Raw genomic sequence first — 20,907 nt, 5'->3', positions numbered from 1 at the left:
GGCGCAATAATGATGAATGATCAGAAATTCAGGGTGACGACGAACGCCGCGCCAGCAGCCAGGCCCATCGCCGCGCCGCCATATATCCAGTGCTTCAGCAGCCCTGGAGGACGCACAGGGCGGAAATCAATCAGCAACAGACGAACGCCACCCACCAGATGCAGGGTCAGCAACACCACCAGGCCCAGCTCACCCACCTTGAAAAGCGGGGTATCGGTGAAGCTGATAAAGCCATTCAGCGCCGCGTCACCCTTTAGCGCCAGACTAAGCGCCAGAAAGTGAATCGGCAGAAAAATGACCAGCAACAAGCCCGACACCCGATGCACCAGGAACGCCCAGTACGACGGGTGGTTGCGGGCACGAAAGTCATTGACACGTTTCATGATGTTGTCACCGCGTAAACGGCCACAAGGCCCAAAACCAGGATGGCTGCACTGAACAGCCTGGCAAAAAGCAACGCGCCCGTGCGGCCCATGGCAAACCACTCTTGAGCCACATTGCGCAGGCCGCCAAAAACATGCACTGCACAGGCCAGCACAAACACCGCATAAAAAGTGCCAAACACCCAGTTGCCACGCGTGCGCTCGAGGATCTCTGAGCCTGTCAGCCCCCCTCGCATGGCATAGAAAATGACACCGATATGCACCACGATACATAGTGTCAGCACGGCAGCGCTGACGTGCTGCCAATACCAGAACCGGGTCTGCAAAGTGGCACGGTTGCTCATGACTTCTTGCCCCAGATCGCTTCTGTGACAGTCAGCTGCTTGAGCCCGGCAATACTGAAGCTGGGTGCAATATGCTTGGGACAGCGCTCCGTGCAAGAACCCTGCGTATGACAGGAATGGCATCCGGCGTCGCCCGCCACCACTTCCAGGCGCTCCGCATGCTTGACGTCACGGACATCATTCATCAAGGTCCAGGAACGGTTCAGGGCGGCCGGCCCCAGAAAATCCGGTAGCCAGGTGACGACATCGCATGAGGAATAGCAAACGCCACAACCAATGCACTCAGTGCCATCTGCAGCAGCCACACGTTCTTTTGAGGCTGGATCCACCAGCGCAAACTCATCATGCCGCGTTTTTGACCCATGAAACTGGCCCATGGCGCGCGCCCACTTGTCAAAAAAGACCTTCATGTCGGTTGCAAGATCTTTGATGACTGGCAAATTGGACAAGGGGGCAATTTCCAGTACATCGCCTTTCAAGACCTTGGACACATGGGTGCGACAGGTCCAGCGTGCGATGCCATTGACATTCATGGCGCAGGAGCCGCACATGCCGACTCGACAGGAAAATCGGTAGGACAGCGTGCTATCCAGATGACGTTGAATATAGGTAACTACATCAAGCACGGTCTGGCTTTCGTTGCGTGGCACGTCATAGGTGACAAAATCACCGTTTTCAGTACCGCGCCAGACTTTTGCGCGTAAATGACTGGCATTCAAGGCTTGGACTCCATTACGACACCATACGGGGCCTGGTCTTTTTTCGATCAGGTGGCTTTGTTTTATTTATTCTTCGGCTTATGAAAGAAAAAGAAAAGCGAGTAATTTTTGGCTAATTCAAAAATTTTTCTTTAGCTATCTGAGCACACAAGGCGCCACAACAGGATAAGACGGGGCAAAGCAAACTGTCGTCGCAAAATCACCAATTGACACACAGAAAGTGCGCACCTATGATTTCCTGGATACCGGAGATGACAGGGATATGTCGCAAGGACATATCATTTTCCTCATAAATCATGTTTTTTATCAATACATGATTCTATTTATAAACCAACAATTCAAGAAAAATTTCTGTAAATCATATTTTTAATGATGAATCGCAGAATATTTTTTCAGCTGCTGGCTTATTTACAATTTATTTAATTTTCAGCTCAGCAAAGATTTATAAAAGGGCAAATTTTTTTTAACCACCATACGAAACTTCCCCCATGAAGCTCGTATCTCTTTTCGCAGGACCTCGTATCAATAGACATAATTATTAGGAGACAAACCATGCAATTCACTCGGAAGCTAGTGCCTGCCATTGTCGGCGGCCTGATTTTGTCAACTGCCTGTTCAGTTTCGCTCGCCGAAGTCAAAACCATCAATATCGCTCAGCAGTACGGCATCAGCTACCTGCCACTGCTCGTCATGAAAGACCAGCAATTGCTCAAAAAACAGGCCAAAAAAGAGGGCTTGGGCGACGTAGAGGTGAACTGGGCCCGATTTGCGGGCGGCAACGTCATGAACGACGCCATCTTGTCGGGTGACCTGCATTTTGCTTCGGGAGGTGTCGGGCCGTTTGTCACCTTGTGGGCCAAGACAAAAGGCAATATGAACGTCAAGGGCGTCACGGCAATGAATGCCATGCCGTTGATGCTCACTACGCGTAACCCCAATGTCAAAACCTTAAAAGACTTCACCGAAAAGGATCGCATTGCGTTACCGGCCGTAAAGGTTTCCATCCAGGCCATCACCCTGCAAATGGCCGCCGAGCAAACATTTGGCAAAGGGCAACAAAACAAGCTGGACGCACTGACGGTTACCCAGTCACACCCGGACGGCATGGCCGCATTGCTCTCGGGCAGCAGCGAGATCAACAGCCACTTCACCTCGCCTCCCTATCAGTACATCGAGCTGAAAGATCCACGGGTGCATATGGTGCTGAACTCTTACGACGTCACGGGCGGCCCGCATACCTTCAACATCGTCTGGGCGACCCAGAAATTTGCGGATCAAAACCCCAAGACATACAAGGCCTTTGTTGAAGCCTTCAACCAGGCGATCGACTTCATCAACAAAGACCCAAGAGCCGCTGCCCAGCTGTATGTGGACGTCACCAAGCAAAAAGAACCGGTCGAGTTCTATCTGGATATCCTGAAATCACCGGATGTTGAATTCACCACGACACCCAAGAACGTCATGAAATTTGTGGATTTCATGTACAGCATCAAGTTCATCCAGAAGAAGCCTGACAGCTGGAAGGATTTGTTCTTCCCGAACATGCACGACAAAGCGGGCAGCTGACAAAGAACAACACGCAGGGGTGACAGCCGTCATTCCTGCGCGTGCAGCAGCACTTTGCCTTTACACTAGGGCGATACCCCTGGCCACAGCAGGGGTACTTAACCCGCCCTATTCAAGATCGCATGAACGCCCCCACTTCTGCTGCATTGCTTGCACCTGCTCAGCCGCCACGCCTGCGCGAAATCCCCTACAACTACACCTCCTGGTCTGATCGAGAAATCGTCTGCCGGCTGCTGGGCGCACCTGCATGGCAGCTGCTGTCCAACCTGCGCGGAGAGCGACGCACCGGGCGCTCTGCACGGATGCTGTTTGAAGTGCTGGGTGATATCTGGGTAGTACAACGCAACCCTTATCTGCAGGACGATCTCCTGGACAACCCGAAACGCCGCCACCAGCTGGCAGAGGCGCTCAGGCATCGTCTGGATGAGATCGATAAGCGCCGCGATGACGACCACGGCACGCGGGACGAGCAAGTCCAACAATTGCTGGACGCTGCCCGTCTGGCTGTGCAGTCTTTTGAAGACAGCTTTGTCGAAGTCGAACACATGCGGCGCCGTGCCTTCAAACAACTGTCACGCCTGACAGCAGCCGACAACATCCGCTTTGATGGCCTGTCACGGGTGTCCCACGTGACGGACGCCACCGATTGGCGGGTTGAATACCCGTTTGTGGTGCTAATGCCTGACACCGAAGACGAAATCGCCGGCCTGGTGCGAGCCTGTATCGAGCTTGGCCTGACCATTGTGCCGCGTGGCGGTGGCACCGGCTACACAGGTGGTGCCATCCCCTTAAGCTGGCGCTCGGCCGTGATCAATACCGAGAAACTGGATGCCATCGGCACGGTAGAAATCATGCACCTGCCAGGCGTCGAAGCGCCGGTTCATACCATCCTGACGGGCGCCGGTGTGGTGACACGCCGCGTGGCCGAGGCCGCCGAGGCCGCCGGCCGGGTGTTTGCGGTGGATCCCACCTCAGCAGATGCTTCTTGCGTGGGTGGCAATGTCGCCATGAATGCCGGCGGCAAAAAAGCGGTGCTATGGGGCACCGCATTGGACAACCTTGCCTGGTGGCGCATGGTAGACCCACAAGGCAACTGGCTGGACGTTACCCGGCTGGACCACAACCTGGGCAAAATCCATGAGGCCGCGCAGGTCCGGTTCGAGCTGAAATGGTTTGACGGCCATCAGGCCCCTGGCCATACCCTGCTCAAAACCGACATTCTCACGATCGAGGGTAGACGTTTTCGTAAGGCGGGGCTGGGCAAGGATGTCACAGACAAATTTTTGGCCGGGCTGCCAGGTGTGCAAAAAGAAGGCTGTGACGGCCTGATCACAGCAGCGCGCTGGATTTTGCACCGGATGCCGAGCCACACGCGCACTGTGTGCATGGAATTCTTCGGCCAGGCGCGCGACGCTGTCCCCTCGATTGTCGAGGTAAAACACTATCTGGACACCGAAGGCCGCGCCCAGGGTGCCCTGCTGGCGGGCCTGGAACATCTGGACGAGCGCTATCTGCGCGCCGTGGGCTACGCCACCAAAAGCCGGCGAGGCATCCTGCCCAAGATGGTTCTGATTGGCGATATTGTCGGCGATGATGAGCAGACCGTGGCACGCGCATCCAGCGAAGTCGTTCGTATTGCCAACTCGCGCGAGGGTGAGGGATTTATTGCCGTCAGCCCCGAAGCCCGCAAGAAATTCTGGCTCGACCGCGCCCGCACCGCGGCCATCTCGCGCCACACCAACGCGTTCAAGATCAACGAAGACGTTGTGATCCCACTGGCGCGGATGGGCGAATATACAGACGCCATCGAACGCATCAATATAGAGCTATCCACCCGCAACAAGTTGCGTCTGATCGACGCGCTGGACACCTACCTGCAAGGCGACCTACCGCTGGGAAAATCCGAAGACGTCGACGACGCGACTCATACCCGCGACGTGGTGCTGTCCGCCAGGCGTCAGGAGGCACTGGATGTACTGGAGCAGGTACGCCGGAGCTGGACATGGATTCTGGAGAACCTGGATGCCCGCCTGGTTGATCATGCCGAGACGCTGGATGCGCTGGGCCTGATCGGGCAAATCCCCGCCCTGCCGGCCCGCCTGACCGCACAGCCCGATACCTGCATGATTGATATCGTGCAGGATCACAGCCTGAGAATTTCCTGGAAAACCGACATTCGCGCCCCACTGGAGCGGCTGTTTGCCGGGGCCGAGTGCGCGGCTGTGCTGGCCGGGCTGCAAGCCACCCACGATCAAGTTCTTAAAAGCCGCGTGTTTGTGGCTTTGCACATGCACGCCGGCGACGGCAATGTGCACACCAATATCCCGGTCAACTCTGACGATTACGACATGCTGCGCGAGGCCAATGCAGCGGTGGCCCGTATCATGCAGATTGCCCGCAGCCTGGATGGCGTGATCTCCGGCGAGCATGGTATTGGGCTGACCAAGTTTGAATTTCTGAGCGACGAAGAACTGGCGCCATTTCAGCAGTACAAGCAAACGATTGATCCCAATGGTCACTTTAATGCCGGTAAGCTGATGCCGGGGGCGGATCTCTCCCGAGCCTGGACACCCAGCTTCAATTTGCTGGGTTATGAATCCCTGATCATGCAGCGCAGCGAAATTGGCGCAATTTCCAACGCCATCAAGGATTGCCTGCGCTGCGGAAAATGCAAGCCAGTGTGTGCCACCCACGTGCCCCGGGCCAATTTGCTGTATTCGCCTCGCAACAAGATCCTGGCCACCTCCCTGCTGATCGAAGCTTTTCTCTACGAAGAACAAACCCGACGCGGTGTCAGCCTGCGGCACTGGGAAGAATTCGAGGACGTGGGCGATCACTGTACCTTGTGCCACAAGTGCTACAACCCCTGCCCTGTGGATATCGATTTTGGTGATGTCTCTATGGAAATGCGTGCATTACTGCGTCGTATGGGGCAAAAATCGTTTAACCCGGGCACGGCGGCCTCGATGTTCTTCCTCAACGCCAAAGATCCCCGGGTGATCAAGGCAACACGTACGGCCATGATCGACCTGGGCTACAAGGCCCAGCGCCTGGCTCACGATCTTCTGGCGCCTATCGCCAAAAAACAAACCCGTCAGCCACCCGCCACCGTGGGCAAGGCGCCGGTGCGTGAGCAAGTGATCCACTTCATCAACAAAAAAATGCCCGGCAACCTGCCCAAGCAGACCGCGCGCAAATTGCTGGATATCGAAGACCCCAACATCGTGCCGATCATCCGCAACCCGGCCACCACGGCGTCCGACAGCGAAGCGGTGTTTTATTTTCCGGGCTGCGGCTCGGAGCGCCTGTTCTCACAGGTTGGCCTGGCTACCCAGGCCATGCTGTGGCATGTCAACGTACAAACTGTGCTGCCCCCGGGCTATCTGTGCTGCGGCTACCCACAACGCGGCAACGGCCTGGTGGACAAGGAAGCACAGATGGTGACGGACAACCGGGTGTTGTTTCATCGCATGGCCACCACCCTGAACTACCTGGATATCAAAACCGTGGTGGTGAGCTGTGGCACGTGCTACGACCAGCTAGAGCGCTACGAATTTGAAAAGATTTTCCCGGGTTGCAGGCTGATCGACATCCACGAATACCTGCTTGAAAAAGGTGTGGATATCGCGGGGGTCGAAGGCGTGCGCTACATCTACCACGACCCCTGTCACACCCCCATGAAGCAGCAAGATCCCATGAAAACCGTGAAATCGCTGCTGGGAGAATCGAACGCCATCAAGACGGATCGCTGCTGTGGCGAATCCGGCACGCTGGCCGTATCGCGGCCCGATATTTCAACCCAAATCCGGTTTCGCAAACAGGAAGAGCTGGCCAAAAATACGGCAGCCATCCGTGCCGACGGCTTTGAAGGCGAGGTAAAGATGGTGACGTCCTGCCCCTCGTGCCTGCAAGGGCTGGCACGCTACGAACAAGACACGGGCCTGTCTGCCGACTACATCGTGGTGGAAATGGCCAAGCACCTGCTGGGCGAAAACTGGATGCCGGATTACGTTAAAGCAGCCAATACCGGAGGGATCGAGCGGGTGCTGGTGTAAGGTCTGGCAGCAATCAGTTCTCTGGGCCGGTTTCGAATTCGCACACCGTATATACCGGCAACCCAGAGTCTTTAACTGCCTTGGAGCCGCCTAAATCGGGCAAATCAATGATGGCGGCTGCCTCGGCCACATTGGCCCCAAGGCGCTGCAACAGTCGCGTGGCAGCCATCATGGTGCCGCCTGTGGCGATGAGATCATCAATCAGCAGCACCCGCTGGCCCGGGCGCACAGAATCGGTGTGCATCTCTACCGTGGCATTGCCGTATTCCAGTGCGTATTGCTCGGCCACCGTGCGAAACGGCAACTTTCCCTGCTTGCGCACCGGCACAAACCCAAGGTTAAGCTCGTAGGCCAGCACCGACCCGACAATAAAACCACGCGCATCGATCCCTGCCACGAGATCCAGGCGCTGGCGCATATAACGATATACAAAAAGGTCGATCAATACCCGGAAGGATCGGGGGTCTTGCAGTACAGGGGTAATATCGCGAAACTGCACGCCGGGCTTGGGCCAGTCGGGTACGGTGCGGATCGTGTCGCGGATGTACTGGGCCGGATCGGTTTGCATGACATCATCCTGTGGAAAAAATCTGGGCGGGCACAGTGTAGCCCACAGAGCGGGGCCTGAACCAATCGGTTTTTTGACCACCCGCCGGGTGCAAAAGCGCCCTCTGGCAGTATCCCATCGTCTAGTGCAGACGAATAGCCGCCAGGCACAGTAAAATCGCCTGATGCATACTCTACCGCAGATGACACCTCAGGCGCTGCGCCTCAGTGCCTCGCGCACCTTCACTACCGAAATCCAGGCGCTGCAGGCCTTGCAAGGGCGCATCGACACCTCGTTCGACAACACCGTACAGGCCATTTTGGCCTGCTCTGGGCGTGTCGTGGTTACCGGCATTGGCAAATCCGGCCATATTGCCCGCAAAATCGCGGCCACTCTGGCGTCCACCGGTACCCCTGCGTTTTTCATGCACGCAGCCGAAGCCATCCATGGCGATCTCGGGATGCTGACAGGCCAGGATATCCTGCTGGCCATCTCGTACTCGGGATCGGCACAAGAACTCATCACCATTATCTCGGTGGCCAAGCGGATGGGCACGCGCATCATCGCCATCACAGGCCATCCCGATTCCGAACTCGCCCACAATGCCGACATCGCACTGGATGCAGCGGTGGCACAAGAAGCCTGTCCGCTGAACCTGGCACCCACAGCCAGCACCACAGCGGCTTTGGTTCTGGGAGACGCCATTGCAGTGGCCTGCCTTGAGGCCCGTGGCTTCAACCAGGAAGATTTCGCCCGCTCGCATCCGGGCGGCGCCCTGGGACGGCGCTTGCTTACTTCGGTATCCGACATCATGCGCAGCGGCGCGGCACTGCCCTGCGTCAGCCCCGACACCCTGATTCCTGATGCGCTCACAGAGATGTCCTCCAAAGGCATGGGCATGACCATCGTAGTCGATCCTGCGCATCATCCAGTGGGGATTTTCACCGACGGCGATTTGCGCCGCATGATTGCCCAGCACGGCGATATCCGGGCATTGCCGGTGTCCGCAGGCATGAGCCTGCACCCCCGGGCCATCGACGCCCGGGCACCTGCCATCGAAGCGGCCACCATCATGGACGCCAACAAACTCAACCAGATGCTGGTGCTTGACACCGGCGGTCTATTATTGGGAGCCCTGCACATGCACGATCTTCTGGCCGCAAAGGTGATCTGATGAACGAACTCCCTGGCTTCTCTCATCCCACCGAAGCACAAATCCTGGCGCGCATCAGCCCCGAAGTACGTGAGCGCGCCAAGGCGGTGCGGCTCATGGTGTTCGATGTCGACGGCGTACTCACCGACGGCAGCCTCTGGTACAGCGAACACGGCGAGGCAGTCAAGCCATTCAATGCTCTCGACGGACATGGCCTGCGCCTGCTGCGCGAACACGGCATTCGCGTGGCATGGGTGAGCGGGCGTAAAAGTGCCATTACCGCCCGCCGGGCAGCCGAACTGGGCATCTCGCCCGTGCTGCAAGGTATCCGCGATAAGATCGGCACTGTCGAGACCCTCGCACAAGAATCCGGGCTGAGTCTAGACGCCGTGGGATACATGGGCGATGACATTATCGACCTCCCCGCGCTCCAGCGCGTGGGGTTTGCCGTCAGCGTACCCAACGCGCCCTTTTACATCGGCCAGGCCGCCCACTGGGTATCCGGACAAACCGGCGGGCACGGCGCGGTGCGCGAATGCTGCGACCTCATCCTGGCTGCCCAGGGCCGGCTGGGCGCCTGCTTCACAGCGTCGTTGTCCACACTGGGCGGCGCAATCCAATGAAAGACCGCCTGCCTGGTCTGGTTGCAGCATTTTTGCTAATCCTGCTGGTGTTGGGTACCTGGTGGGCGTCCGATTACGCGCTCAATTCCATCCAGGTAGATCCTCCACGACGGCTTACCCACGAACGCGACTCCTGGGCCAGCCACTTCGTCATGATCCGCACCAGCCCCCAGGGCTTTGCGATCAACCGTCTCGAAGGTGATGCCATGCAGCACTACCCCGACACGGACAGTTATGACATCACCCTGCCGCGAGCCGTGGGCCACCAGCAAGACGCCCCCACCACGATAGGGACGGCCGATATGGGGACACTCGACCAGCACGGCGACCGCATTGTGCTAAATGGCCACGCAGTGGTTAAACGCCTGCCGGACGCCAACAACCAGTTGCTCGAAGTACACAGCGACCAACTGATCATCCAGCCCAATCTGGATCTGGTGCACACCGACCGCCCGGCACTGGTGATCAATGGTCGCTCGACCCTGCGCGGCCAAGGGATGCGCTACGATAATCGCACCCGCCAGTTGACGGTCAAGGCCGCCAGCGACGTCAAGATTTCCGGCGAAGACCAGGCTGCAAAAAATGCCGGACCAAAAAAGGCTCCAACACCATGAACAAACTGTCCCACGCCCTGCTGGCGGCTTCGTTGGCCACCTGCCTCGCCGCCAGTGCGGTGGCGGCGCCTGCCGCCCAAACCCCTGCCCCAGAACCCGACACGATCATTCTGTCGGACACTCTGCACTACGATGATGTCACTAAAACCAGCACATTTACCGGCAATGTGGTGCTAACCCGCGGCGCCATGACATTGCGCGCCGACAAACTGGTCACTCACGAAGACAAAGATGGCAACCAGTTTGGTACGGCCACCGCAGCTCCCGGCAAACTGGTTAATGTCCGGCAAGAAGATCCCCAAAAATCCGAAGTCCTGATCGGCACCAGCCAGCAGGCCGATTACGTGGGTCAGTCGGGCGACATCACACTCACAGGCCAAGCCACCGTTATTCGCCAGATCTGCGGAGAAACCTTTGACAGCGTGCGTGGTGCCCGGATTGTTTACCACGACAAATCCGGCACCTACGAGGCCTTTGGTGGCAAAAACTCTGCCGCCGCAGGGGGACGTGTCCGCTCTCTGGCACAACCGCAATCCAAAGTTGATCAAGCCATTGCCAAGTGCCGTGCAGGGCGTTCATAAGCAGTCACCCATGTCCACCACTTCTACCAGTTTTTCCAGCTCTTCTGATAGCGCCCGCGACAGCGGCAGCCTGCAAGCCATTGGCCTAGGCAAAACCTTTGGCCGCCGAGCGGTGGTGCAAGATGTCTCGCTGTCGGTCAACAGCGGCGAAGTAGTGGGATTGCTGGGGCCTAACGGCGCCGGAAAAACCACCAGCTTTTACATGATTGTGGGGCTGATTCCGGCCGATACCGGGCGCATCATCATCGATCAACATGATGTCACGGGTGTCCCCATGCACCAGAGGGCGCGCCGGGGGCTGTCATACCTGCCGCAAGATGCGTCCGTGTTTCGCCGCCTGACAGTCGAACAAAACATCCGCGCGGTGCTTGAGCTGCAGCGCGACGAACACGGCCATAGTTTGTCGGCCCACCAGCTTGAAGAGCGTCTTGAATCGCTGATCGATGAGCTGCAAATCGAGCACATCCGGCGCAACATGGCACTGTCGCTTTCGGGGGGCGAGCGCCGACGCGTTGAGATTGCCCGGGCATTGGCTACCCACCCACGGTTTATTTTGCTGGATGAGCCCTTTGCCGGGGTCGACCCTATCGCCGTGATCGAAATCCAGCGCATCGTGCAATTTTTGCGGGGACGCAATATCGGGGTGCTGATTACCGACCACAATGTGCGCGAAACCCTAGGCATCTGCGACCGTGCCTACATCATCAGCGAAGGCAAGGTGCTAACCAGCGGCCATCCGGCAGAAATCGTTGACAACGAAGCCGTGCGCCAAGTGTATCTGGGCAAGAACTTCCGGATGTAGCCAATCCAACTATCTTACCCTTTTTCACCCCCCTTGCTGTATCGGCGGCACCCGGTACACTGGATCCATCCATTCACTCATCACAAGGAGCCTTAATTACGTCAATCCCGGTTCACCCAGAACCACCCTTGTTTTTTCCGTAAGGAGTCTGCACTATGAGCCTGACAATCACCGGCCGTCATCTGGAAATTACCCCCGCAATCCGCGAATACGTTCACACCAAGACAGCCCGCGTCCTGCGGCACTTCGATCAGGTTATCGATACCCAGGTCATGCTCTCCATCGAGCCGCTCAAGCACACCGCAGAAATCACCATGCGCCTGCGTGGCAAAGACTTGCACTGCGAAGCCTCGGATGAAAATCTGTATGCCGCCATCGATCTCCTCATCGACAAGGTCGACCGCCAGGTCATCAAGTACAAATCCAAGGCCCAAACCTACGCGCATGAACCACCAAAGCGGCAAGAGATCCACGCTGAGTAAGCACTTGCCCGCGCTGGCCTAGCCTGGCCAGCCTAACTCATGGCCTCGCTGCACTGCTTCGAGGCCATGTTGCTGTTTGCGCCCCTATAATGCTGTTATGAACCTCAGCTCCCGTATCCTGCCACCCGGCAATATCGTCCTGGATCTGGCGGCCACCAGCAAAAAACGCGCCTTCGAGCACGCCGGCCTGCTGTTTGAAAACAATCAGGGTGTCGCCCGCATGTCTGTTTTTCACAGCCTGCTGGCGCGTGAAAGGCTGGGCTCTACCGCCCTGGGCCACGATGTTGCCATTCCGCATGGCCGTCTGAAAGACCTCCGCGAACCCCATGCCGCGTTCATCCGCCTCTCAGAGCCCATCCGCTTCGACGCCAACGACGGGCGTACCGCCCGGCTGCTGTTTTTTCTGTTGATGCCCGAAGCAGCCACCCAAACCCACCTCGATCTTCTGGCCGGTATTGCCCGGCTGCTTTCCGACACACAGATCCGTCACACTCTGACGCACTCTGAAAGCCCCGAAGAAATCCACCAGTTGATCCTCAACGGCTCACTTGCCCGGCCCACCGAATATGCTGACCATCCAAGAGCTGATTCGTGACAATGCTGAGAAAATCAGCTTCACCTGGTTGGCAGGCGAAGAGGCTGCCACCGATCACACCATCCCGGATACCCGCGAATCCGCTGCCGATCTCATTGGCCACCTCAACCTGATCCACCCGGGGCGCATTCAGGTTTTTGGCGCCGAAGAGATCTCGTACTATCAGCGGCTGGACACCAAACGGCGCCTGCATCACCTTGACGATCTGGTGGCTGGCGGTGTACCCGCCATTGTTCTGGCCGGCAACGTCGAGATCCCCGAAGATCTCCACACGTTTTGCCAGGAACATGCCATTCCTCTGGTCAAAACCCCCGTCGACGCCGCGCATCTCATTGATCTGCTGCGCGTCTACCTGGGCAAGCGTACGGCCCCAAAAACCACCGTGCATGGTGTATTCATGGACGTACTGGGGCTGGGCGTCCTGATTACCGGAGAATCCGGCCTGGGCAAAAGCGAGCTGGCGCTCGAGCTCATCTCCCGCGGCCACGGGCTGGTGGCCGACGACGCGGTCGAGCTCTCGCGCACCGCGCCCAATTTTGTCGAGGGCCAATGTCCCTCGCTGCTGCAAAATCTGCTTGAGGTTCGCGGCCTGGGTCTGCTGGACATCCGCACCATTTTTGGCGAAACCTCCGTACGCCGAAAAATGAAAATCAAGTTGATTGTGCATCTGGTGCGCATGACGCCTGACCACTTCGAGCGCCTGCCCATGCAGGACGAATACCAGGATATCCTGGGCATTCCGATCCGGCGCGTCATGCTGCAGGTGGCAGCCGGCCGCAACCTGGCCGTGCTGGTTGAAGCTGCCGTACGCAATACCATTCTTACGCTGCGCGGCATCGACACCATGGGCGACTTCATCGAGCGCCAGGCACTGGCCATCATGGAGAGCACCCAGGAGAAGCGCCCGTGCTGAATATTGTCCTCATCACCGGCATCTCAGGCTCAGGAAAATCTGTCGCGCTGCGCGTGCTTGAGGACACCGGCTATACCTGCGTCGACAACCTCCCGGCGCGATTTCTGCACGACTTCATTGCCAGCACCCAGGATACGGGCCTCGAACGCGTGGCTGTTTCCATCGACGTGCGCACGCCGGGCGATCTCGACGACCTGCCTGGTATTCTTACCAGCCTGCGGGCAATGGGCATCGCATTGCATGTAATTTTTCTGGATGCCGACGACCACACCCTGATGCAGCGCTACTCAGAATCCCGACGTCGTCACCCGCTGACCGATCGCCTGCAAAAAGAAGGCATCAATGCCTCCTTGCAAGACTGCATCAGCCGCGAGCGCGAGCTCCTGGCTCCCCTACGCAATCAAGAACACGTAATCGACACCTCCGACCTTACCCCCGGACAACTGCGCAGTTGGGTGCGAGACCTGGTGCAGGTTGCCCGCTCATCGGTCATCCTCACCTTCGAATCCTTCGCCTACAAGCGCGGTGTACCTCACGACGCCGACCTGGTGTTTGATGTGCGCTGCCTGCCCAACCCACACTACGATCCCTTGCTGCGCCCCCTCACAGGTCGCGACGACGCCGTGGCCGCCTGGCTGTCCCAGTTTGGCAGTGTGGATTCAATGATCGAAGACATCAGCAGCTTCATACGCAAGTGGCTGCCCTTGTACATGCAGGACACCCGCAACTACCTCACGGTGGCCATCGGCTGTACCGGGGGCCAGCACCGCTCGGTGTATGTCACCGAGCAACTGGCGCGCCGCTTTGCCGATCACTCTCCGTTGCTGGTTCGTCACCGCAACCCTCTGCTACATACGCCCACCTCATGAGCCCACGCCCCATTGGTCTGCCCCGCCTTGCTGTTTTACCCGCCTGGCCTGCATCATGCCTTGCCCAACGCCTGTTGCTGGCGCTGCTGTGCCTGACACTGCTGGTACTGGCCGGATGTGCATCGCGCTCGGGTGGCTACTACAAAGACGACAGCCCCGGCACCGACATCCCGGCCGATATTGCCTCGATTCCCAACGCCGTACCCCGCATTGAAAAACACGCCCCGGCAAATTTTCGGCCTTACGAAGTCTTTGGCGTGGAATACCGGCCTATCGGCGAAAACCAGGCCTATCGGCAATCGGGTATCGCCTCCTGGTATGGCCGTAAATTTCACGGTGCCAAGACAGCCAACGGTGAAACCTACGATATGTACGCCATGACGGCGGCACATCCCACCCTGCCAATACCCAGTTACGCCCGTGTCACCAGCCAGGAAAACGGTCGTTCAGTCATCGTCCGCATCAACGACCGCGGGCCATTTCACCCCGGACGTATCATCGACCTCTCTTATGTGGCTGCCGCCAAACTGGGCTTGATCGGCCCCGGAAGCGGCCGGGTAACCGTGCAGGCCATCACCAATGCCGATATCCTGGCCGGCCGCTATCCCTGGGCCACATCCACTCAAACCGCTTCCACAAGCGATACCGCACAAGCCAGTGCCATCACACTGGCGCCAGCGCCCTCTGTGCAACAGGTTCCCCCGCCACGCGCAGTGTCTACCGCACCCGTCCTGGCTGACAGTAGCCCGCTGGGTGGCAAGATCTACCTGCAATTTGGTGCTTTTTCATCCGAAGACAACGCCCAGGCACTGGCTCAACGGGTAAATACCCAAATTACAGACGTTTCTGTGCTGGGCCAGGCGGTGGTGGGCTACGAAGCCCCGCTCTACAAAGTGCGGATGGGCCCGTTTCCCAGCCGGGATCAGGCGCATCAGGCGGCAGCCACCCTTTCCTTGTCCACAGATCTGAATCCAGTGGTGGCACTCGATCAGGGGCTCTGACGCAAGGCCCAGGCATACAGACGATCACGGGCAAGTCCAGTAACCGTTGCGGCAATGCGTGCCGCATCGCGCACGGATAACTCTGCCAGCAGCGCACGCATCAGCTTTTGCTGATCTGCCGAGAGCTCTTCCGTATCAGGCGCTGTTGCCTGTGCAGGATGCAGCACCAGCACAAACTCGCCCTGGCCGCGATGCGGATCCTGCGCCAGCCAGCCCTGCACATCGCCCAAAGAAACCGTGTCAATTTCCTCGAAGCGCTTGGAGAGCTCACGTGCGATGGTGATTTCGCGCGTATCACCTGCCAAGGCTTGAAGTTCGGCCAGCGCAGCCTTGAGCCGATGAGGTGTCTCAAAGAACACTACCGGCATGGGCGAATCCAGCCAACGCGCCAGAAATTTGCTGCGCGCCTGGGCTTTGCTGGGCAAAAACCCGGCAAAGACAAACCCCGGCTCATCATCCAGCCCGGCGCCACTGGCCATCAAGGCGGCAATGACGGCACTGGGGCCTGGCAGCGGGACGACACGAAAACCCGCTGCACGCACCCGCTTGACGATCCGGGTGCCTGGATCACTGATGGCCGGTGCGCCTGCATCCGAAATAAGCGCAATACGCTCGTCTGCCGCCAACCGCGCCAAAATGGTCTCGGCCGCCTCGGCTTCGTTGTGCTTATGGGCAGCCAATAATGGCGTGCTGATCCCCCAGGCATCCAGCAAGGTGCGGCTGGTACGTGTATCTTCTGCGGCGATCGCATCGCAGCAACGCAGGGCTTCCCAGGCGCGCAAACTGAGGTCGGCCAGGTTGCCGATGGGGGTGGCCACCACATACAGGCATGCCGTGGGCCACATCTGCTGTGACACCTGCTCGGCGTGATGTTTCCATGTCGCCGCAACCGAGTCTGTACCGACGATCTCGCTCATACTGTTATCCCCTGCACGACCGGCCCCTACCGCATCATGCTCATTGACCCGTATGCACGCGCACAGGCAGCACAGGATCTGATCCGAAAAAAACGTCGGCGTGCCTTGCGTGCCGCCGAGCGCCGCCCGCCCGCCAAAAAAGAGCCTTCGATGCGGGAATCCCCCACCCAGACACGCGGTTTTGCCGCCGAAGCACAGGCTGCCGACTATCTGCAGGCACATGGCCTGCTTGTCCTGGCCCGCAATTTGCACTGCAAGCTGGGCGAACTCGATCTGATTGCTCAAGACGGCCAGACCCTGGTGTTTGTCGAGGTACGCATGCGCCAGGACAATCGCCACGGTGGCGCCGCCGCCAGTGTAAACCGTGACAAGCAGGCCCGGCTGATCCGTACGGCGCTGTGGTTTCTGCCCTCGCTCTGCCGGTTGTATTTTCAGGGCCATGTCCCGCCTTGCCGCTTTGACGTCATCGGCGTGCGGGGCAACACGATCGAATGGATCCGCAACGCCTTTGAGGCCTGAAGAACTGTTACGTCCGGTGTTACCGGACCAGCGGGCTCATGCGATAATCAGCGATATGGACATGACCTCTCGCATGACGTCGCATTTTGATGATGCCGTCGACACTTTCAAGGCCAGCGCACGCGAGCTCGCCCCCTCACTGGCCGCCGGGGTAGAGCTTCTTTTTGGAGCGCTCACCAATAATGGCCGCATCCTGGCTTGCGGCAACGGCGGCTCGGCCGCCGACGCCCAGCACTTTGCCGCCGAGCTCGTTGGCCGCTTCGAGCGCGACCGCCTGCCCCTGGCAGGCATTGCGCTCAATACCGACACCTCCATCCTTACCGCAGTGGGCAACGATTACTCCTTTGCCTCCATCTTCGAGCGCCAGGTCAATGCCCTGGGCCAGCCCGGCGACGTACTGGTGGCGTTGTCCACCAGCGGCAACTCGGCCAATGTGCTGCGCGCCATCGAAGCTGCCCACGACCGCGAGATGCAGGTTATCGCCCTGTCGGGCAAGGGCGGCGGAAAGCTGAACAGCCTGCTCTACGAAACCGACATCCATCTTTGCGTGCCCCACGACCGCACCATGCGCATCCAGGAGGTCCATATCCTGCTGCTGCACGCCTTGTGCGACGGGATCGACGCCTTACTTCTGGGAGACCCCCTCTGATGCCATCGTTCACCCGACTGTCCATCACCCGTCCCCTGGCCCGCGGCCTGCTGGGGTTTGCCTGTCTGTCCACACTGGCGGGTTGCGGCCTGCTGGTGGTGGGGGGCACTGCCGCCACCACCGCCGTGGTAGCCACCGACCGCCGCACCGCGGGCGAGCAAGTAGACGACCAGACCATCGAGCTTCGTGTCAGCAACGAAATGACCCAGGCCTTTGGCGATAAAGCACGCGTCTCCGGAACCGCCTACGCCGGACGCCTGCTGCTGATCGGAGATGTCCCCACCGAAGCCGACCGCCAAAAAGCCGTCCAGATCGCACAAACCATCCAGAAAGTGCGTAAGGTCGACGACCACATCCGCGTCGGAGACCTCACCCCGCTCAGCGTGCGCACCAACGACACCTGGATCACCTCCAAGGTAAAAAGCCAGCTGGTTACCACCGAGCACGTACCCTTTCGCACCATCAAGGTCACCACCGAACGCGGCATCGTCTACCTGATGGGTAAAGTCACGGCCACCGAGGGCGATCTTGCCAGTAAAGTGGCTTCCAGCATCAGTGGTGTCAACAAAGTCGTAAAATTGTTCCAGATCGTCTCACGGGAGAGCCTGATCACTGATCAAGGCAAGCCGGCCCCCGTCACAGATAGCAGCACTACCAGCGCCCCTGCTCCGTCCCCGGCTGGCGACAGCTCAGGCGCACAACCCATGCCTGTGCAATGAAAAAATTCGTTCTCGGTCTGGCGGCCGTTATCGCCATTGGCGGCGCTGCCCTGCTTTGGCAGCAACAAGGGGTAGCCAAAACAGCGCCCGATGTCGTGTTCACCGATCTCCAGGGTCACGCGGTCACCACCCAGGATCTCCGTGGCAAGGTTGTGCTTGTCAAATTCTGGGCCACCAGTTGCACCACCTGTATCGCCCAGATGCCCGACACCATCCGCCACTACCAAGAGCTTAAGGCCCAGGGTTTTGACACCATTGGGGTGGCCATGCAATACGACCCCCCCAATTACGTCAAAAACTACGCTGAAACCCGTCAGTTGCCCTTTCCGGTGGTTATTGATGCCCAAGGCAAGCTGGCCAAGGCATTTGGCGATGTCCGCCTGACTCCCACCGCTTTCCTGATCGACAAGCAGGGCAACATCATCAAACGCTATCTCGGAAACTACGACGAACAGGCCTTTCTGGCCACAGTAGAGAAGGCACTGGCTTCATGAACGCTCTTGTAGACACCTCTTCGGCGCAATCAGCCAGCATCAAGGCTGAAGTCCTCTCCGAAGCCCTGCCTTACATCCGACGTTTCCATGGCAAAACCGTCGTCATCAAATACGGCGGCAACGCCATGACAGACGAAGCACTGCAGCGCAGCTTTGCCCACGATGTCGTGCTACTCAAGCTGGTGGGCCTCAATCCCGTCGTTGTACACGGCGGCGGGCCACAGATCAACAGCGCCCTCAAGCGTATTGGCAAAGAAGGCACCTTCATCCAGGGCATGCGGGTCACCGACGCCGAAACCATGGAAGTCGTCGAATGGGTGCTGGGCGGCCAGGTGCAGCAAGACATTGTCATGATGGTCAACGAGGCCGGCGGCAAGGCAGTTGGTCTTACCGGCAAGGACGGCTGCCTGATTCAGGCACGCAAAAAGATGATGCCCGACCCCGAAAATCCTGGCCAAGTACTGGATATCGGCTTTGTGGGCGACATCGAACGCATCGAGCCCGCCGTGGTCAAGGCCCTGCAGGACGACCAGTTCATCCCCATCATTTCATCCATCGGCTACGGTGAGGACGGCCAGGCCTACAACATCAACGCCGATGTCGTGGCAGGCAAGATGGCCGAAGTACTGGGTGCCGAGAAACTGGTGATGCTTACCAACACGCCCGGCGTGCTGGATAAGAGCGGCCAGCTATTGCGCAGCCTGTCTGCACAAACCATCGATACCCTCTTTGAAGATGGTACTTTGTCGGGGGGAATGCTGCCCAAGATTGCCTCAGCCGTGGATGCCGCGCGTTTTGGCGTCAATTCAGTACACATCATCGACGGACGCGTTCCACACTGCCTGCTGCTCGAGATCCTCACGGATCGTGGCGTAGGCACGATGATCAGTTCTCACTGATGTCTCCCTTACGGCCGCCCAGCCCCTTGCGGCGGGGGCGGCATATCCCCGCCGACGCCCCAGTCTGGCTGTTCGACCTCGACAACACCTTGCACGATGCATCACGAGGCATCTTCGGGATGATCGACCAGCGTATGGGCTCGGCAGTGGCCCAGGCGCTGGGCGTACCTGCCGACCAAGCCGACATCCTGCGACGCCGATACTGGAAACGCTACGGGGCCACGGCCATCGGGCTGGCCCGACACCATGGCGTGAACCTGAACCAATTCCTGGCAAGCTGCCACAATTTTGACGTCCAGCCGCTGGTTCATGCAGAAACCGGGCTCAAGGCACGCCTGCGAGCGCTGCCGGGCACACGTATTGTGCTGACCAATGCACCGGCCCATTATGCGCGACGCGTACTCAAGGCGCTGGGCATCCTGCAAGAGTTTGACGGCCTGTGGGCCATCGACCACATGATGCCCATGGGGTTTGCCCGGCCCAAGCCATCGCCAGGCCTGATGCATCAGATCATTGCACAGCTGCAGGTACCCGCCCACCGCATCATCCTGGTAGAAGACACTCTGCGCAACCTGAGATCAGCCCGTCAGGCGGGGATGAAAACCGTGTACCTATACCATCCAGGTACCCCGTTTGCGCGCCAGCAGCACGGGCGCGATCAGTATGTGGATGTACGCATCAATCGCCTGAGCACCCTGCTGCTGCAGGCGGCCGCCGGGCACATACCAGGCAGTCGGGGTCGCGCTTAAACCGGATGGTGTGCCATTGCATGCGCAAGGCATCCACGGATAACAAGCGCCCCACCAGGGGCTCTCCCATACCGGCAATCAGCTTGATGGCCTCTGCCGCCTGCACGCTGCCCACCATGCCCAGCAAGGGCCCCAGTACACCTGTGGTGGCACAGCGCAGTTCTTCGAGATCATCAGCCTCGGGGAAAAGGCAGTGATAGCACGGGGAGGCCTCATCGCGCAGATCGTAAACGCTGACCTGCCCAGAAAACTTGATGGCTGCACCAGACACCAGGGGGGTGCGGGTGGCCACGCACGCGCGATTGATGGCGTGCCGGGTAGCAAAGTTGTCACAACAGTCGAGCACGAGATCAACCTGGGTAGCCAGGGCAATGAGGCGCGCATCATCCAGGCGTTCAACCAGGGCCTGCACTTCGATATCCGGATTGAGTGCCAGCAGGGCATCCCGGCCAGACTGGGCCTTGTGCCGCCCCAGGCCACTGGTGTCATGCAAAATCTGGCGCTGCAGATTGCTGAGCTCGACCACGTCATCATCCACCAGCACAATCCGGCCTACACCCGCTGCAGCCAGATACAAGGCCGCAGGAGAACCCAGCCCACCAGCGCCAACAATCAGAACCCGCGCAGCCAGCAGACGCTCCTGGCCTTCGATACCCAGCTCATCCAGAAGGATGTGCCGGGCATAACGCATCAGGCGGATGTCATCCAGAACAC

The 20,907-nt window shown here is 58.8% G+C and carries 24 protein-coding genes; 18 read left to right on the top strand and 6 right to left on the bottom strand.

Translation table 11 applies throughout. From position 1 onward, the window contains the following. Positions 1 to 20 precede the first annotated feature (20 nt). Genes sdhC through WA928_RS12290 form a run of 3 tightly spaced genes read right to left on the bottom strand, consistent with a single transcriptional unit; the run spans position 21 to position 1,446 of the window. The gene (sdhC, locus tag WA928_RS12300; protein ID WP_417252533.1) at positions 21 to 383 is read right to left on the bottom strand and encodes a succinate dehydrogenase, cytochrome b556 subunit; all 363 of its coding nucleotides are present in this window, start codon (positions 381 to 383) and stop codon (positions 21 to 23) included. Beyond that, positions 380 to 727: a succinate dehydrogenase gene (locus WA928_RS12295; RefSeq protein ID WP_350381820.1), complete on the bottom strand. Its 348-nt coding sequence runs from the start codon at positions 725 to 727 to the stop codon at positions 380 to 382. The genes sdhC and WA928_RS12295 overlap by 4 nt, the downstream gene beginning before the upstream one ends. After that, positions 724 to 1,446: a succinate dehydrogenase/fumarate reductase iron-sulfur subunit gene (locus WA928_RS12290; RefSeq protein ID WP_350381819.1), complete on the bottom strand. Its 723-nt coding sequence runs from the start codon at positions 1,444 to 1,446 to the stop codon at positions 724 to 726. Before WA928_RS12290 ends, WA928_RS12295 begins: the two co-directional genes overlap by 4 nt. 552 nt (positions 1,447 to 1,998) lie before the next feature. On the opposite strand from WA928_RS12290, the gene WA928_RS12285 reads away from it, so the two are divergent. Then, entirely contained in the window at positions 1,999 to 3,012 is a 1,014-nt protein-coding gene (locus WA928_RS12285; RefSeq protein WP_350381818.1) for an ABC transporter substrate-binding protein, read from the top strand. 122 nt (positions 3,013 to 3,134) lie between these two features. After that, complete coding sequence (locus WA928_RS12280) at positions 3,135 to 7,067, top strand: DUF3683 domain-containing protein (protein ID WP_424304005.1); 3,933 nt, start codon at positions 3,135 to 3,137, stop codon at positions 7,065 to 7,067. A gap of 13 nt (positions 7,068 to 7,080) precedes the next feature. Here the strand turns inward: WA928_RS12280 and WA928_RS12275 are convergent, their stop codons facing one another. Then, positions 7,081 to 7,635 (bottom strand): adenine phosphoribosyltransferase, encoded by a 555-nt coding sequence (locus tag WA928_RS12275; RefSeq protein ID WP_350381816.1) that lies wholly within the window; start codon positions 7,633 to 7,635, stop codon positions 7,081 to 7,083. Between the two features lie 163 nt (positions 7,636 to 7,798). Here WA928_RS12275 and WA928_RS12270 point away from each other — a divergent pair, with 163 nt between their 5' ends. The 10 genes from WA928_RS12270 (at position 7,799) to WA928_RS12225 (ending at position 15,247) form a co-directional block, all read left to right on the top strand. Continuing rightward, positions 7,799 to 8,788, top strand: coding sequence for a KpsF/GutQ family sugar-phosphate isomerase (locus WA928_RS12270; protein WP_424304002.1), 990 nt, complete (start codon positions 7,799 to 7,801; stop codon positions 8,786 to 8,788). Then, the gene (locus tag WA928_RS12265) at positions 8,788 to 9,390 is read left to right on the top strand and encodes a KdsC family phosphatase (protein ID WP_424303999.1); all 603 of its coding nucleotides are present in this window, start codon (positions 8,788 to 8,790) and stop codon (positions 9,388 to 9,390) included. Before WA928_RS12270 ends, WA928_RS12265 begins: the two co-directional genes overlap by 1 nt. Continuing rightward, positions 9,387 to 10,004: an LPS export ABC transporter periplasmic protein LptC gene (gene lptC / locus WA928_RS12260; RefSeq protein ID WP_424303996.1), complete on the top strand. Its 618-nt coding sequence runs from the start codon at positions 9,387 to 9,389 to the stop codon at positions 10,002 to 10,004. The genes WA928_RS12265 and lptC overlap by 4 nt, the downstream gene beginning before the upstream one ends. Next, positions 10,001 to 10,585: a lipopolysaccharide transport periplasmic protein LptA gene (lptA, locus tag WA928_RS12255; RefSeq protein WP_424303993.1), complete on the top strand. Its 585-nt coding sequence runs from the start codon at positions 10,001 to 10,003 to the stop codon at positions 10,583 to 10,585. Before lptC ends, lptA begins: the two co-directional genes overlap by 4 nt. Positions 10,586 to 10,595: 10 nt before the next feature. Next, positions 10,596 to 11,387: an LPS export ABC transporter ATP-binding protein gene (lptB, locus tag WA928_RS12250; protein ID WP_424303990.1), complete on the top strand. Its 792-nt coding sequence runs from the start codon at positions 10,596 to 10,598 to the stop codon at positions 11,385 to 11,387. Positions 11,388 to 11,542: 155 nt separating this feature from the next. After that, positions 11,543 to 11,869 (top strand): ribosome hibernation-promoting factor, HPF/YfiA family, encoded by a 327-nt coding sequence (gene hpf, locus WA928_RS12245; RefSeq protein ID WP_424303987.1) that lies wholly within the window; start codon positions 11,543 to 11,545, stop codon positions 11,867 to 11,869. A gap of 97 nt (positions 11,870 to 11,966) precedes the next feature. After that, the gene (locus WA928_RS12240; RefSeq protein WP_350381809.1) at positions 11,967 to 12,464 is read left to right on the top strand and encodes a PTS sugar transporter subunit IIA; all 498 of its coding nucleotides are present in this window, start codon (positions 11,967 to 11,969) and stop codon (positions 12,462 to 12,464) included. Next, on the top strand, positions 12,436 to 13,377 hold the full coding sequence (gene hprK / locus WA928_RS12235) for an HPr(Ser) kinase/phosphatase (RefSeq protein WP_424303984.1): 942 nt from the start codon (positions 12,436 to 12,438) through the stop codon (positions 13,375 to 13,377). The genes WA928_RS12240 and hprK overlap by 29 nt, the downstream gene beginning before the upstream one ends. After that, on the top strand, positions 13,371 to 14,246 hold the full coding sequence (gene rapZ, locus WA928_RS12230; RefSeq protein ID WP_424303981.1) for an RNase adapter RapZ: 876 nt from the start codon (positions 13,371 to 13,373) through the stop codon (positions 14,244 to 14,246). Before hprK ends, rapZ begins: the two co-directional genes overlap by 7 nt. Next, positions 14,243 to 15,247 (top strand): septal ring lytic transglycosylase RlpA family protein, encoded by a 1,005-nt coding sequence (locus tag WA928_RS12225; protein ID WP_424303978.1) that lies wholly within the window; start codon positions 14,243 to 14,245, stop codon positions 15,245 to 15,247. The genes rapZ and WA928_RS12225 overlap by 4 nt, the downstream gene beginning before the upstream one ends. Here the strand turns inward: WA928_RS12225 and rsmI are convergent. Then, a complete protein-coding gene (gene rsmI / locus WA928_RS12220) occupies positions 15,235 to 16,164 on the bottom strand; it encodes a 16S rRNA (cytidine(1402)-2'-O)-methyltransferase (protein WP_424303975.1) in 930 nt (309 codons plus the stop codon). The two genes, WA928_RS12225 and rsmI, sit on opposite strands and share 13 nt — an antisense overlap. A 36-nt stretch (positions 16,165 to 16,200) precedes the next feature. Here rsmI and WA928_RS12215 point away from each other — a divergent pair, with 36 nt between their 5' ends. The 6 genes from WA928_RS12215 to WA928_RS12190 are packed head-to-tail and all read left to right on the top strand — an operon-like array spanning position 16,201 to position 20,193. Then, positions 16,201 to 16,683 (top strand): YraN family protein, encoded by a 483-nt coding sequence (locus WA928_RS12215; protein ID WP_424303972.1) that lies wholly within the window; start codon positions 16,201 to 16,203, stop codon positions 16,681 to 16,683. 55 nt (positions 16,684 to 16,738) lie between these two features. Beyond that, positions 16,739 to 17,332, top strand: a complete 594-nt coding sequence (locus WA928_RS12210) for a phosphoheptose isomerase (protein WP_424303969.1) — start codon at positions 16,739 to 16,741, stop codon at positions 17,330 to 17,332. Next, the gene (locus WA928_RS12205; RefSeq protein WP_417252522.1) at positions 17,332 to 18,051 is read left to right on the top strand and encodes a BON domain-containing protein; all 720 of its coding nucleotides are present in this window, start codon (positions 17,332 to 17,334) and stop codon (positions 18,049 to 18,051) included. Before WA928_RS12210 ends, WA928_RS12205 begins: the two co-directional genes overlap by 1 nt. Next, positions 18,048 to 18,545: a peroxiredoxin family protein gene (locus WA928_RS12200; RefSeq protein WP_424303965.1), complete on the top strand. Its 498-nt coding sequence runs from the start codon at positions 18,048 to 18,050 to the stop codon at positions 18,543 to 18,545. Before WA928_RS12205 ends, WA928_RS12200 begins: the two co-directional genes overlap by 4 nt. Then, a complete protein-coding gene (gene argB, locus WA928_RS12195) occupies positions 18,542 to 19,444 on the top strand; it encodes an acetylglutamate kinase (RefSeq protein WP_424303962.1) in 903 nt (300 codons plus the stop codon). Before WA928_RS12200 ends, argB begins: the two co-directional genes overlap by 4 nt. Beyond that, entirely contained in the window at positions 19,444 to 20,193 is a 750-nt protein-coding gene (locus tag WA928_RS12190; protein ID WP_424303959.1) for a pyrimidine 5'-nucleotidase, read from the top strand. Before argB ends, WA928_RS12190 begins: the two co-directional genes overlap by 1 nt. Here WA928_RS12190 and WA928_RS12185 read toward each other — a convergent pair. Continuing rightward, positions 20,123 to 20,902, bottom strand: coding sequence for a HesA/MoeB/ThiF family protein (locus tag WA928_RS12185; protein ID WP_424304052.1), 780 nt, complete (start codon positions 20,900 to 20,902; stop codon positions 20,123 to 20,125). The genes WA928_RS12190 and WA928_RS12185 overlap by 71 nt on opposite strands. Between the last annotated feature and the right edge of the window lie 5 nt (positions 20,903 to 20,907).

Source organism: Castellaniella sp., from assembly GCF_049651205.1.
In the GTDB taxonomy this organism is placed as follows: domain Bacteria; phylum Pseudomonadota; class Gammaproteobacteria; order Burkholderiales; family Burkholderiaceae_B; genus Castellaniella.
This window is presented reverse-complemented; position numbering and strand designations above follow the sequence as displayed.

Coding starts and splice junctions, on each gene's coding strand:
- sdhC (WP_417252533.1), bottom strand. CDS start 383: ATGAAACGTGTCAATGACTTTCGTGCCCGCAACCACCCGTCGTACTGG.
- WA928_RS12295 (WP_350381820.1), bottom strand. CDS start 727: ATGAGCAACCGTGCCACTTTGCAGACCCGGTTCTGGTATTGGCAGCAC.
- WA928_RS12285 (WP_350381818.1), top strand. CDS start 1,999: ATGCAATTCACTCGGAAGCTAGTGCCTGCCATTGTCGGCGGCCTGATT.
- WA928_RS12280 (WP_424304005.1), top strand. CDS start 3,135: ATGAACGCCCCCACTTCTGCTGCATTGCTTGCACCTGCTCAGCCGCCA.
- WA928_RS12275 (WP_350381816.1), bottom strand. CDS start 7,635: ATGCAAACCGATCCGGCCCAGTACATCCGCGACACGATCCGCACCGTA.
- WA928_RS12270 (WP_424304002.1), top strand. CDS start 7,799: ATGCATACTCTACCGCAGATGACACCTCAGGCGCTGCGCCTCAGTGCC.
- WA928_RS12265 (WP_424303999.1), top strand. CDS start 8,788: ATGAACGAACTCCCTGGCTTCTCTCATCCCACCGAAGCACAAATCCTG.
- lptC (WP_424303996.1), top strand. CDS start 9,387: ATGAAAGACCGCCTGCCTGGTCTGGTTGCAGCATTTTTGCTAATCCTG.
- lptA (WP_424303993.1), top strand. CDS start 10,001: ATGAACAAACTGTCCCACGCCCTGCTGGCGGCTTCGTTGGCCACCTGC.
- lptB (WP_424303990.1), top strand. CDS start 10,596: ATGTCCACCACTTCTACCAGTTTTTCCAGCTCTTCTGATAGCGCCCGC.
- hpf (WP_424303987.1), top strand. CDS start 11,543: ATGAGCCTGACAATCACCGGCCGTCATCTGGAAATTACCCCCGCAATC.
- WA928_RS12240 (WP_350381809.1), top strand. CDS start 11,967: ATGAACCTCAGCTCCCGTATCCTGCCACCCGGCAATATCGTCCTGGAT.
- hprK (WP_424303984.1), top strand. CDS start 12,436: ATGCTGACCATCCAAGAGCTGATTCGTGACAATGCTGAGAAAATCAGC.
- WA928_RS12225 (WP_424303978.1), top strand. CDS start 14,243: ATGAGCCCACGCCCCATTGGTCTGCCCCGCCTTGCTGTTTTACCCGCC.
- rsmI (WP_424303975.1), bottom strand. CDS start 16,164: ATGAGCGAGATCGTCGGTACAGACTCGGTTGCGGCGACATGGAAACAT.
- WA928_RS12215 (WP_424303972.1), top strand. CDS start 16,201: ATGCTCATTGACCCGTATGCACGCGCACAGGCAGCACAGGATCTGATC.
- WA928_RS12210 (WP_424303969.1), top strand. CDS start 16,739: ATGGACATGACCTCTCGCATGACGTCGCATTTTGATGATGCCGTCGAC.
- WA928_RS12205 (WP_417252522.1), top strand. CDS start 17,332: ATGCCATCGTTCACCCGACTGTCCATCACCCGTCCCCTGGCCCGCGGC.
- WA928_RS12200 (WP_424303965.1), top strand. CDS start 18,048: ATGAAAAAATTCGTTCTCGGTCTGGCGGCCGTTATCGCCATTGGCGGC.
- argB (WP_424303962.1), top strand. CDS start 18,542: ATGAACGCTCTTGTAGACACCTCTTCGGCGCAATCAGCCAGCATCAAG.
- WA928_RS12190 (WP_424303959.1), top strand. CDS start 19,444: ATGTCTCCCTTACGGCCGCCCAGCCCCTTGCGGCGGGGGCGGCATATC.